Source organism: Spirosoma daeguense (assembly GCF_054776875.1).
In genome coordinates this window covers 200,584-212,681 of record NZ_BAAHBF010000003.1, presented here as the reverse complement: position 1 = coordinate 212,681, position 12,098 = coordinate 200,584, and the positions used below count along the sequence as shown (strand labels likewise).

The window sequence follows — 12,098 nt, the reverse complement described above, 5'->3', positions numbered from 1 at the left end:
TCTTATGCGGCAATAGCGGCTGTTTCCGATACTTCTGCTACGTTCGTACGTAGCATGATACGTTGCGTACGTCGACGTAATAGGGCAATGGCTTCATTATCATTGGCAAACGCTCCGTTTACATTTACCATATGCTGCGCAAGCACATCGTAACGTCCGCGCATGAGCAGGAAGAAGATTTGCAGGAAATCCAGTCCATCGAAAATAACCGCTTGATTCTGCGCGTATTTATCAATCGTTTTCAGGAAAAATCCGGGATGTTCTGTCCAGTGCATGGCTGGCCGAATGTGGTGGCTGATATGATAGCCATCGTTCCAACATTTTTTGTTGTATTTCACATTGATGCACGTAATACTGTTTTTGTAGGCATTACCCGGATCTTCAAAATCGACAAAAGCATGTTGTGTCCAGTTGCCAAGCATGGCAATAAGCCGGTAAATAACAAGAGGCAGTAAGAAGACAAAAACCGTAGCAGGCCAGCTAATAAAACAAAGTAACACACACACAATTCCGAAAACAATCTCCCCTTTTAGTGCGCGTGTAGCCAATTTTGGTCGGTTTTTCCTGCGCAGATACTGTAGCAGATTCCGTACACCTACCACGAAGAAGCGACCAAAGTAGGCTAGAAAACTCCGAAAGCTATCGCGCTGAAATTCCATGGTGCTGCTGTCATCATCTTCCAGATTGTTTTCGGGATGGTGCATACCAATGTGGTGGCTATAATACGTTTCGGGCGTATGGCCAAAAAATGGAGCAACCACCCAGGGCAGATACTTATTCATCCAATCGTATTCTGGCTTAAAAAACTGCCGATGACTGGTGCAGTGCAGCATTAATCCGAATGGACCTTTGAATCTGAAATTACTGATAAAAAAATGGATCGCTACTACAGCCCACCAGGCCCAGCCCGTCAGGAAAGGCATGAACAGCAATACACTTAGTGGAATTAAAGTAAACGTAATACGCAGCGTAAGATAGATGAAAGGTAAATCACGTTCGTCTTTGATGTATTGAAGAAAAAAGCGGTCGAACCGATTGTAGGGACGCGATGTAAACGTGGGGTCCTGAATGGGGCCTAATGCCTTCATGTATGTTACGGCGGTTAAAGATTATAAAAAGGTTCGGGGTTTCGATTTCACGTTGGTCAACAATCGAAACTGCCCGAACCTTGTGTAATACTAACGATTTTTTTTTAATTAGATTGAACTACGGCCTAATACCTATCATATATTTTTCTCAACGGCATGGCCGCCAAATTCATTACGGAGTGCAGCAACTACTTTACCCGAGAACGTATCATCTTGCAAAGAACGGTATCGCGTAAGCAGAGAAAGGGCGATAACAGGGGTCGAAACGCCTAAATCAAGCGCGGTTTCGAGCGTCCACTTCCCTTCGCCCGACGAGAACATTTTTCCTTTGATGGCATCGAGCTGAGGGTCTTTACTAAACGCATCCTGTGCCAGTTCCATCAGCCAGCTCCGAATCACAGATCCATGATTCCACATTTTGGCAACTGCTTCAAAATCCATCGGAAACTGGCTTTTTTCCAGCACTTCAAAACCTTCAGCAATAGACTGCATCATGCCATATTCAACGCCATTGTGAACCATTTTAGTGAAGTGACCACTACCTGCTTGTCCGGTATACAGATAGCCATCTTTCACCGAAATGTCGGTAAATACGCCGTGTAATGGCTCTATTACGTCGGCATCTCCGCCCACCATTGTACAGGCTCCATGACGGGCACCGCTGATTCCTCCGCTCGTACCACAATCTAGAAACCCAATACCTTTCTGCTTCAGATACTCATGCCGACGTAGCGAATCTTTATAATGTGAGTTTCCTCCATCAATCACTACATCGCCGGATTGCATAAACGCCAGCAATTGCTCAATCACGGTATCGACCAGCGGCCCGGCTGGAATCATGAGCCATAGCACACGTTTGTCGGGCAATGCTTTGTATAAATCGTCTAGCGAATTTACACCCGTTGCACCCACGTTCTCAACAGCTTCTACTAAAGCCGGGTTGATATCATAACCAACTACTGTGTGGCCATGATCGATCAAATTACTAACGAGGTTGAACCCCATTTTGCCTAAACCGATGAATCCAATATGCATTTTAGTTTGTGATTTAAATAACCAAGTTGGCGATTTTTCCTCAAACCTTTTCCGAAAGCAACGGGAGATTTAATTCGAAAACTCCACTACTTAGATAAGTGGTAAAGTATCAAGAATTGTTTCATAAAAACTTTATGACGTCCGACTTTCAGTTGTAAAGTTCTTTTTTCTACAAAAAACTGACCAACAACGACCTTATCGGAGTAAGAGTTTTTACAGAAAAGTACAATTAATTCAATCTAAGATATTGTTTTATTATCATTTGTTGCTAGCAATATACATTTAGGTATTAGTACCTAATTTATTTTAATTTTCTTTTTATCTGTTAATACTTTCAAATAATAGATATATACTTATTTTTGTCTTTAACAGTCTCTTTTTTAACCTAATCCATTCTTTAAAATGTTAAAATTTTCCATAAGTGTATTATGCCTCATTACGTTCTTTTCAGTCCACTTTACAAAGGCGCAGCAAACCGCTACCGATTATTTTAACGAAGGCGTCCAGAAAAGTAATGCAAAAGATTATCCGGGTGCATTACAAGCCTTCACTGCTGCCATTATCATCAATCCGGAAAATGCTCCCAGTTATTACAATAGGGCACTGGCTAAAATTAAACTGAACGATATTCAGGGCGCCAATCTGGACCTCGACCAGTCGATCGAACTCAACGGAACCGATGCCAATGCGTATCTATATCGGGGTATAAACCGTACTCGTCAGGAAGATTTTCGGGGAGCCATGCAGGATTTCAACCGCGCCATCGAATTAAATGGTAATGACGGTTTACTTTATTATCAGCGCGGTCTGTGCCGATTGCAGATTAACTACCTGAATAGCGCTCTAACCGACTTTAACAAAGCCACAACCCTGCTACCCGCCGACGCTAACGTACTGACAGCTCGTGGAAACTGCAAAATGCAGTTGAATGATTTTAAAGGAGCGCTGGCCGATTATTCGCTGGCGGTTGAGAAGGCACCTAACAAAACACAGGCACTTGCAGGTCGTGGGTCGGCCCGGCTCAAACTAGAAGATTATAAAGGAGCAATGGCTGATTTCAACCGCGCCATCGAGTTAAGCAAAGACGAGGCCGATTTATATTATCGCCGGGGTCTGGTACGTACTCGTCTGGGCGAATTTGAGAACGCGGTTGTTGATTTCGATAAAACAATCCAGTTAAATCCCGCTCACCACAAAGCATTGTTTAGCCGTGGCTTTTGCAAAGGTCGCTTAGGCACTGGCAAGCAGGCTATTGCCGATCTTGACAAATCGATTGAAATGGGCTCGGCATCAGCGCAAAGCAAGGCGTACTATAGTGATTTTATTACGGCGAATATTATGCCTATTCTGGCATCGGTTATGCATGATCGCTATAGATTTGTTGAGATGTCGGACGACCGTTCGGATGCTTTTCTGGTACGTGGTATGCTGAAAAATTCGGCAGGAGATAGTAAAGTTGCCTTGCAGGATTTAAACCGTGCTGTCGAACTAAATCCTACAAATGCTGAAGCCTATTTTATTCGGAGCCTGATTCGGTCTTCCTTAGGTGATCAGAAAGGCGCACTGATTGATTGCAATAGCACAATAAAACTCAATTCCCGTCATGCCGAAGCTTATTACCTTCGGGGAATTATTCGGTATGATGCAGGAGACGAATCGAACGCGTGTATTGATATGAGCCGGGCGGGAGAGCTGGGCTATTCAGATGCATATAAAATCATTGCAGCCAAATGCAATAACGTACAACGGGTTACGGCAATGAAGCAGTAGAAACAGAGCAATACACACAATAAGGTTATTTAGTGCAGCATCATTTATAGAGCTGTACTAAATAACCTTATTGCTTTACAAGCACTTTATCAAAAGCTCGGCTAATCAGTATCCCAACCAACGTTCCAACTACATCAGCCGCCAGATCTACCCATTCGCCTGTACGATTAATCGGAAGCATATATTGAAGAAGCTCAATAAAAGCACCGAGTAACGTACCCGCTACAAACACCCAGCTAAACTGAAAACCCGTTCGTGCCCACAGAAACCCAAACGGAACAAATATCGCTACGTGTAACGCTTTATCGCTCAAGGTCAGTATTTCGCCCGGAAGTTCGGCGTGTGGTGTGAGGCAGCCAATGAGAATAATGACGGTCCAGATAATACCCAGCCCACGCATCACCGCTACGTTGTTAAAAAAACCTAGTAGAAATTTCATTTTTTTCTTGTTAACCGCTGCACTGTTAATACCTGAAAGAAGGTAATAAGGCTAAGCAGATAAATTACGTTTCGTGAATCGACAACGCCCCGTCCCAATGACCGATATTGTTCATCCATTGCCACCCAAGACAGATAATAAGATAAATCTCCGGTAAACGAAAGGCCAGCCAGCGAACTCAGACCTGCATATAATATAAAACAGAGAAAAACGCCCAATACAAACGCTACCACCTGATTGTCGTTGAGCGACGATGCCCACAAGCCAATAGCCACAAAAACGCCACCCAAAAGAAGTAACCCGATATAAGAGCCGAACACGCCAGCGGAGTCGATATTACCTTCAGGAGAGCCTAATTGGTATAACGTAACGTAGTAAATCAGTGTAGGTAGTAAGGTCAGGAAAACCAGCAACCAGCTCGCCAGAAATTTTCCCGCTACTACAGCCCAGCGGCTTACAGGTTTTGTCAGCAACCATTCAAGTGTTCCTCCCCGAATTTCATCAGCAATCGAACGCATAGTAATGGCAGGTGCCAGAAAGAGCATGACGTAAGGTGTTACGTTAAAAAACGTACCTAAATCGGCATAGCCATTATCTAATAAACTTGTATCGGGAAATACCCACAACATCAGGCCCACTACTACTAAAAATACGCCCATAATAATATAGGCGATGGGCGATGAGAAAAATTGATTGACTTCTTTCCGAAAAACAGCCAGCACAGGGATAAGCTTTCTAATGTTCTAACTATCAGGTTTTACTTTACATTTTAAATGCGAAACCCAATACGATTTACCTACTTCTTAATCAAACGGATTGTCTTTGGTTCGACGTATAAAAGCGGCTATAATCAGCGAAAAAACAAGGCCGATTAGAATAGAACCAAACACGCCAAACACAAATAAAAGACCAGGACTCTGAAATTTTTCCATCATGGAAATGGTCCGGTCAATCTGTTCGTCCGACATAGTTCCCTGATCTTCCATCTGCTCCCTTGCTTTTTCGGCAGCCCGCTCCATAAAACCTGTATCAATTATGGTTGTATAAAACACCGAAAACAGGCTCGAAATAAACCCGGAGATTGCCGCTGCCAACGTACCGATCGTTAACCCTTCGCCATACGTAATGAAGCCATTATTCAGAGACCGAAAATTGCGCATAGCCAACGTAAGGCCTATAATGGTGATACCATAGCTAACAAGGCCAGCCCAGGTATTTGCCGTATTGTTGGTCAGGAACGTAACAGCCGAATATACGATTAGGGCAATGCCGAGTATAAGGCCCCACTTTAGGGCAGTACGTGTTGGAGAAGCTTGTTCATTCATACGTAATCCGAACGGTACGTTTGTTTTAGTGATTTGATACGTGCTTGATAGAAGCTTATCAGATATCCATTACGTTATAATCCTGCTTGCGGAATAGGAGCGAAATAATCAGTACAGGCAGCACAGCCAATGCTGTTTTCTTGGTCAACTCATCGGGCAGTAATACCGACGGCTCCATGTTGATGGTCTTTGTCCATTGCTCAGTAAATGTTTCCGGACCGAACTGGTCGGTTATCTGTTTTTTGCCATCAAGCAACAGCTTTTTCGAGTTAGTTACGTACTCAGCAAAAACACCGGGATCTATTTGCGTCACGAACAGATAAATAAGCCACCCCGTAATCAGAGCGGCTACGGTATTAAGCACATAACCAATAGTCAATCCTTCCCACAAGTGTAGCCGCCCATGACCGATATTTTTCCGATAATACCAGACAGTACTCACCATCATAATAATATGAATGCCGTAATCGAGCACCCGAATATTTCCCAAAGCAGGAATATTGAGTGCATATAAGCCCAGAAAATAGAGAAAGCATAGCACACCCGTTAGTAACCCCGCCAACAGCGGAATTTTTAACAATGGGTGGCTGAAATAATCAAGTATGGTTTTCATAGATTAGCATTGAACTGCCCCCGATATAGTGTTCCGATAACCCGACCGGCAAACGTCTGTCCAAAAAACGGCGAATTCTTCGATTTAGAGGCTGTTTTCGTATATGTCCAGCTACGGGTGGGGTCAAAAAGTGTAAGACTGGCTGGCTGTCCTTCAGCAATTGAAATGGGCGGCAGGCGTAAAATATGCCGGGGACGTATCGCTAGTTTATCAACAAGTTTCGTCAGCGGCAATTGGCGATTATGAGTCATAATAGCCGCAAAAACGGTTTCGAGGCCGATAACCCCAAAATCTGCTACGTCGAACTCTACGTTTTTACTTTCGGCATCCTGCGGTGTATGATCCGACACAATGGCATCAATAGTGCCATCGGCTAAACCTGCCCACAAAGCTGCTACGTCTTCCGACGACCGGAACGGAGGATTCACTTTCAAATTTGTATCAAAACCCGCCAGCGACGTATCGTCAAAAACGAGTTGATGTGCTGCTACGTCACAACTTACAGGAAGCCCGGTTGCTTTTGCCTTCCGAATTAAATCGACCGAACGAGCTGTCGAAATAGTAGAGAAATGAAGTGCCGATGGCTCGCCATTTTCCGAAAATACGTAGTATCCACTAGTCGATACGTTCTGCTCTGATCTATCCTTGCCTGGAGCTACTGCTGCCCCAACCACATACTCCAGTAAGCGTAAATCACGCTCTATCATGAGTTCTTCGGCCAGCGCAGGAATGCCTTTCAACCCCAGCAATGTGCTTTGAACACCCTCGTGCATTTGCCCAAACCGCGTCAGCAAAAGTTCTTCGGCCCGGTTCATGAGCAAGCCATTAATGGGCTGAAGGTATTGCAGGGTCTTAAGTAATAAATCCGGATTCTGGATGGGATGATGCCCGTCTGAAAATGCAATGGCTCCGGCATGATGCAAATCCAGCATGTCCGTAAAATCCTCACCATCGGCTTTTTTGGTCACGGCAGCCACTACGTGTACACGTACCGGGTGACCTTCGGCCATTCGCTGGACGTAGCCCAGCGTTCCCTTTGTATCGATTACAGGAGACGTATTGGGCAATACGGCAATGTCGGTAAAACCACCGGCAACAGCCGCCCGACAAACGGTGTTTAAATCCTCTTTGTGCTCATAGCCAGGGTCTTGAGCAGTTACCCGTAAATCGACCCAACCGGGCGATACGTGCAAATCATTGGCTTCAATAACCTGCGTATTGGAGTCACTTTCCAGGTTTTGGCCAATCTGGCGAATCAGACCATTATCAATCAATAAATCGACTCTCTCACCATCAAACGGTGAAGCAGGGTCAATCACACGGGCCGAACGAATCAGAAATTGCATAGTCAACTCCCCACTTTGTTTGAGCGAGCGGGGCGGGGTTGAGTTAGTTCACAAAAAAGGCCCCTCTCGGAGCCTTCTGGTTCAATAAATACTAGATCAGGCGCCAACCAGTTCCCGGTAAGCCTCGGCAGTCAACAGGCCATCAGCCAACGACGCATCAGCCGGTTTCAGTCGAATAATCCAGCCTTCACCATAGGGGTCACTGTTGAGCAATTCAGGTGATTTTTCAACAGCCGGATTTAACTCAAGTACTTCCCCTTCGATGGGCAAAAATAAATCAGATACGGTTTTAACGGCTTCAACTGCGCCAAACACCTCGCCTTTGGCAAGCGACTGCCCAACCGTATTGACATCTATAAAAATTATATCGCCTAACTCATTCTGAGCAAATTCGGTAATGCCAATAACAGCCGTACCATCTTCTTCGATCCGAATCCATTCGTGATCTTCTGTGTAACTCAGCTCTGCGGGGAAATTCATTGTAGAGAGAATTGATTTGTGGTCACAAAATACGGTAGACAAGGGCGGATTTGCAAACGCTACGTTACGCGAGTGTTACCTCATTTCACGACCGCCGGCTGGTTCGGGGAAAAATTATATGCTCCCAGGCGGTCGCTGCTTTGCCGCTGAATCATCCATTGCGGGTATGGCTTCGGCATAGCACTGATTTCATCGAGTTGCTGAAGCTGTTCGTTGGTTAAGCTTACTTCGGTTGCCTTGATATTATCAGTTAGCTGATCGGTATTTTTTGCACCAATAATTACGCTAGTTACGCCGGGTTTTGCCAACACCCAAGCCAGCGCAATCTGCGCTACTGATGCGCCGTGACTCTCGGCAATTTTCGCCATTACGTCGATAATATCGTAAGCCCGTTCCTGATTAACCGGAGGAAAATCGAACCCTAACCGGCGCGAATCGCCTTCTGGCTTGTTGCTACGTGTATATTTCCCCGACAGAAAACCACCTGCTAGCGGACTCCAGGGTAAAATGGCCATGTGCTGATCTTCTACCATCGGCACCAGCTCGTTTTCAATATCGCGTCCGGCAATAGAGTAATAATTCTGGGTGGAAATAAATTTTGTCCAGCCGTATTTATCAGCAATGCCATTGGCTTTCATCACCTGCCAGGCAGCCAGATTCGAGCAACCGATATACCGCACTTTTCCGCTACGTACTACATCTTCCAGCCCACGCATCGTTTCTTCAAGCGGTGTTATTGGGTCAAATCCGTGAATCTGGTATAAATCGACGTGATCGGTCTGGAGTCGTTTGAGACTTCCTTCGATCTGCTGCATAATCTGCAACCGCCCCAATCCTACCTGATTTTTGCCTTCGCCCATACGTCCGCGTACTTTGGTAGCTAGTATAAGCTCATTGCGCGACAGGCCCAGTGCTTTAATCGCCTGCCCCAATAGTTGCTCTGATTCACCAAACGAATAGACGTTGGCCGTATCGATAAAGTTAATTCCGCTATCAATAGCTGTTTTTACAATATCGTTTACGGCATTTTGCTGGAGTTCACCCATAGCTTTCCAGTAACCGGTACCGCCAAAAGTCATGGTACCCAAGCAAAGTTCTGATACTAATACGCCGGTGTTTCCGAGTTGGTTATACTGCATAGTTGAGTTGATTAGGTTCTTGATAAAGCACTTCCTTAGCCGCAACAGTCTGTCTTTATAACGGGTTCAAAAACTGCGCATCAACATAATAACGTAACATCTGTATAATTCGGAGTTCCTCAGCAACGTAAGTACTGGCCAGCTTGAGTACTGGCCAGCTTGTCCGCCTATTGATAAGATTTACAATCAATTAACCTTCTCGGAGGTCTGACAAATCGAAAGAACACCTATTTTGAGCTGTGTTATTTCCAGCGTCTTGATATTTACCCAAAAACGCCTGAATTTGCTGTATATCTGCTACTTATAAACGCCAATGAAACGTAATATTCTTAAACCTCGCCCCTTTATACCACTACGCTCGACCGCTACGTATGGGTTGCTTATTCTGGTTCTTTTCTCTTTGACAAATTGCAGACGGGAAAGTAGTAGAACAACTTCGTCCGAAGAAGCCGAAACCTACAAAAAATTAGCGGCTAACCGCATAAATCTTCCCAATGGCTGGTCGCTTACGCCCACCGGACGAAGTCTCAACTTAGACGATCTACCGCTGAATCTGGTGGTTTCTCCTTCCAAAAAATACGTAGCCGTTACGAACAACGGGCAGAGTACGCAAAGCATTACGTTGATCGACGCACAGACCGAGAAAATTCTTGATACTGCAAAAGTGGGTAAAGCCTGGCTGGGTCTGGCCTTCAGTTCCGATGAAAAACGGCTGTATGCATCGGGCGGAAATGATAATCGGATTCTGGTCTACAAACTTGAGAACGACCAATTGGTGCCTGATCAACCAATTACACTCGGCAAACCCTGGCCCGTAAAAATCTCACCGACCGGTTTGTGCGTCGATGATGCGCGGAATCGGTTGTATGTCGTCACAAAAGAAGACAGTTCTTTATACGTAACAGACACTCAAACACGGGGTGTCATTCACAAATTAAACGTCGGAGCGGCCGCATATACGTGTCTGTTGTCGGCCGATAAGAAAACACTGTTTGTTTCGGTTTGGGGCGGTGCGAAAGTAGTGCTTATCGACGTCGATACGTATCAGATAACTGCACAGATTCCTACCAATAAAAACCCGAACGATCTCCTGCTGACTCACGACGGGAAATACCTGTTTGTCGCCAATGGAAACGACAATACAGTCGCTTTAATCGACGTAGCAAAGCGGCAGGTTCTGGAAACGCTTACTACGTCGCTCTTTCCAAACGCACCCGTAGGCACTACGCCCAACGCACTCGCCATCAGCGAAGACGACAATACGTTATATATCGCCAATGCCGACAACAATTGTCTGGCCGTGTTCGACGTAACGCAGAAAGGGCACAGTCACTCCAGCGGATTTATTCCAACGGGCTGGTACCCGACATCGGTAAAAGTCATTGGCTCTAAATTGTTTGTCACTAACGGAAAAGGGTTTTCTTCGAAAGCCAATCCCAAAGGCCCCAATCCAGTACGTGCACGTACCGCTCAGCAAATAGGGCCAAATCCACAAGCCAATGCTGGCCCTGTTGAGTACATCGCTGGTCTGTTCAAAGGAACCTTGTCAGTCATCGACGTACCAAACACCGACGTACTGGCCGCTTACTCGCGGTTAGTCTATGCCAATACGCCTTATACGAAAAGCAAGGAACTAGAAAGTGAGGGCGAAGCGGGCAACCCGATTCCCCGACGCGTAGGCGCTCCATCTCCGATCAAATATGTCTTTTATATTATCAAAGAAAACCGCACCTACGATCAGATATTGGGCGATATGAAGGAGGGAAATGGTGATGCGGCACTGTGCCTGTTTCCGGAAAAAGTTACCCCTAATCAGCACGCGCTGGCCCGTGAATTTGTGTTGCTGGATAATTTCTACGTCGATGCCGAAGTCAGTGCTGATGGGCACAACTGGTCGTCGGCGGCTTATGCTAATGATTACGTTGAAAAAAACTGGGTGACGAGTTACGGCGGTCGGGGTGGTACGTATGACTACGAAGGCCAGAAAGAAATTGCTCACCCACGCGATGGTTTCATCTGGGATCATTGCCAGCAGGCGGGTATTTCGTTTCGCACGTATGGCTGGTTTGCCGACAACGAAAAAGCGAACATTAAAACCGTCGATGGAAAGTACTCGCCTACCTTCAAGGGATATAACCTTGGCTATATGGACGTAAAGCGGGAGGAGTCCTGGGAAAAAGAGTTTGACCAACTGGTTGCATCGGGCAAGTTACCGACACTGAGTACGTTACGCTTCGGCAACGACCATACATCGGGTGCGCGGGTTGGTATGCCAACGCCTAGTGCCGCCGTAGCCGACAACGATCTGGCCGTAGGACGGTTTGTAGAGCATTTATCCAAAAGCCCGATCTGGAAGGAGTCGGTGGTGTTTATTCTGGAAGATGATGCACAGAACGGCCCCGATCACGTTGACGCCCATCGTTCGATAGCATTTGTAGCCGGTGGATTTGTAAAACGTGGTTTCGTCGATCATACGATGTATTCGACTTCGGGAATGCTACGTACTATCGAGTTGATTTTAGGCTTAAAGCCAATGAGTCAGTACGATGCTGCCGCTACACCTATGTGGCGCTGCTTTGATAAAAAAGTGAACCCGACGCCATTCACAGCGAAAGAACCCGGCATTGATTTGACCGAAAAAAATGTGGCTGTAAACCGTAATTCGAAACGATCTTCGGAATTCAATTTATCTCGCCCTGATGATATTGACGATCTGGTTTTCAGCGAAATTGTCTGGCAAACAGTACGTGGTCAACACAGCGTAATGCCCGCTCCCCGACGAGGTGCGTTCGTCCGTTTGGGTAAAGGTGATGACGACGATGATGAGGAATTTGATGATGACTAACCGTTTAATGAAGAATGT

11 protein-coding genes are annotated in these 12,098 nt (G+C 45.8%); 2 read left to right on the top strand and 9 right to left on the bottom strand.

Going from position 1 to position 12,098, the window contains the following annotated elements; all coding sequences use genetic code 11:
• Window positions 1–2: 2 nt before the first annotated feature.
• Window positions 3–1,088 carry a fatty acid desaturase family protein gene (locus ACYVD4_RS10080; protein ID WP_460945068.1) on the bottom strand — a complete coding sequence of 362 codons (1,086 nt, stop codon included), beginning with the start codon at window positions 1,086–1,088 and terminating at the stop codon, window positions 3–5.
• A gap of 135 nt (window positions 1,089–1,223) precedes the next feature.
• The gene (gene gnd, locus ACYVD4_RS10075; protein ID WP_460945066.1) at window positions 1,224–2,123 is read right to left on the bottom strand and encodes a phosphogluconate dehydrogenase (NAD(+)-dependent, decarboxylating); all 900 of its coding nucleotides are present in this window, start codon (window positions 2,121–2,123) and stop codon (window positions 1,224–1,226) included.
• A gap of 402 nt (window positions 2,124–2,525) precedes the next feature.
• Between gnd and ACYVD4_RS10070 the strand changes: the two genes are divergently transcribed.
• Window positions 2,526–3,893 (top strand): tetratricopeptide repeat protein, encoded by a 1,368-nt coding sequence (locus ACYVD4_RS10070; protein WP_460945064.1) that lies wholly within the window; start codon window positions 2,526–2,528, stop codon window positions 3,891–3,893.
• A gap of 67 nt (window positions 3,894–3,960) precedes the next feature.
• On the opposite strand, the gene ACYVD4_RS10065 is transcribed toward ACYVD4_RS10070, so the two are convergent.
• The 7 genes from ACYVD4_RS10065 to ACYVD4_RS10035 all read right to left on the bottom strand — a co-directional run bounded on the left by ACYVD4_RS10065 (window position 3,961) and on the right by ACYVD4_RS10035 (window position 9,235).
• Complete coding sequence (locus ACYVD4_RS10065; RefSeq protein ID WP_460945062.1) at window positions 3,961–4,332, bottom strand: VanZ family protein; 372 nt, start codon at window positions 4,330–4,332, stop codon at window positions 3,961–3,963.
• Window positions 4,329–5,054: a gliding motility-associated ABC transporter permease subunit GldF gene (gene gldF, locus ACYVD4_RS10060; RefSeq protein ID WP_460945060.1), complete on the bottom strand. Its 726-nt coding sequence runs from the start codon at window positions 5,052–5,054 to the stop codon at window positions 4,329–4,331. Before gldF ends, ACYVD4_RS10065 begins: the two co-directional genes overlap by 4 nt.
• An 81-nt stretch (window positions 5,055–5,135) precedes the next feature.
• Complete coding sequence (locus ACYVD4_RS10055; RefSeq protein WP_460945058.1) at window positions 5,136–5,657, bottom strand: DUF4199 domain-containing protein; 522 nt, start codon at window positions 5,655–5,657, stop codon at window positions 5,136–5,138.
• A 58-nt stretch (window positions 5,658–5,715) separates the two neighbouring features.
• Window positions 5,716–6,270: a DUF4199 domain-containing protein gene (locus ACYVD4_RS10050; RefSeq protein ID WP_460945056.1), complete on the bottom strand. Its 555-nt coding sequence runs from the start codon at window positions 6,268–6,270 to the stop codon at window positions 5,716–5,718.
• Entirely contained in the window at window positions 6,267–7,616 is a 1,350-nt protein-coding gene (locus tag ACYVD4_RS10045; RefSeq protein ID WP_460945054.1) for a dihydroorotase, read from the bottom strand. The genes ACYVD4_RS10050 and ACYVD4_RS10045 overlap by 4 nt, the downstream gene beginning before the upstream one ends.
• A 96-nt stretch (window positions 7,617–7,712) precedes the next feature.
• Entirely contained in the window at window positions 7,713–8,096 is a 384-nt protein-coding gene (gene gcvH / locus ACYVD4_RS10040) for a glycine cleavage system protein GcvH (protein WP_460945052.1), read from the bottom strand.
• Between the two features lie 80 nt (window positions 8,097–8,176).
• On the bottom strand, window positions 8,177–9,235 hold the full coding sequence (locus ACYVD4_RS10035; protein ID WP_460945050.1) for an aldo/keto reductase: 1,059 nt from the start codon (window positions 9,233–9,235) through the stop codon (window positions 8,177–8,179).
• A gap of 313 nt (window positions 9,236–9,548) precedes the next feature.
• Here ACYVD4_RS10035 and ACYVD4_RS10030 point away from each other — a divergent pair, with 313 nt between their 5' ends.
• On the top strand, window positions 9,549–12,080 hold the full coding sequence (locus ACYVD4_RS10030; protein WP_460945048.1) for a bifunctional YncE family protein/alkaline phosphatase family protein: 2,532 nt from the start codon (window positions 9,549–9,551) through the stop codon (window positions 12,078–12,080).
• The last annotated feature ends 18 nt before the right edge of the window (window positions 12,081–12,098 follow it).

Coding starts and splice junctions, on each gene's coding strand:
- ACYVD4_RS10030 (WP_460945048.1), top strand. CDS start 9,549: ATGAAACGTAATATTCTTAAACCTCGCCCCTTTATACCACTACGCTCG.
- ACYVD4_RS10065 (WP_460945062.1), bottom strand. CDS start 4,332: ATGAAATTTCTACTAGGTTTTTTTAACAACGTAGCGGTGATGCGTGGG.
- ACYVD4_RS10035 (WP_460945050.1), bottom strand. CDS start 9,235: ATGCAGTATAACCAACTCGGAAACACCGGCGTATTAGTATCAGAACTT.
- ACYVD4_RS10045 (WP_460945054.1), bottom strand. CDS start 7,616: ATGCAATTTCTGATTCGTTCGGCCCGTGTGATTGACCCTGCTTCACCG.
- gcvH (WP_460945052.1), bottom strand. CDS start 8,096: ATGAATTTCCCCGCAGAGCTGAGTTACACAGAAGATCACGAATGGATT.
- ACYVD4_RS10070 (WP_460945064.1), top strand. CDS start 2,526: ATGTTAAAATTTTCCATAAGTGTATTATGCCTCATTACGTTCTTTTCA.
- ACYVD4_RS10080 (WP_460945068.1), bottom strand. CDS start 1,088: ATGAAGGCATTAGGCCCCATTCAGGACCCCACGTTTACATCGCGTCCC.
- ACYVD4_RS10055 (WP_460945058.1), bottom strand. CDS start 5,657: ATGAATGAACAAGCTTCTCCAACACGTACTGCCCTAAAGTGGGGCCTT.
- ACYVD4_RS10050 (WP_460945056.1), bottom strand. CDS start 6,270: ATGAAAACCATACTTGATTATTTCAGCCACCCATTGTTAAAAATTCCG.
- gnd (WP_460945066.1), bottom strand. CDS start 2,123: ATGCATATTGGATTCATCGGTTTAGGCAAAATGGGGTTCAACCTCGTT.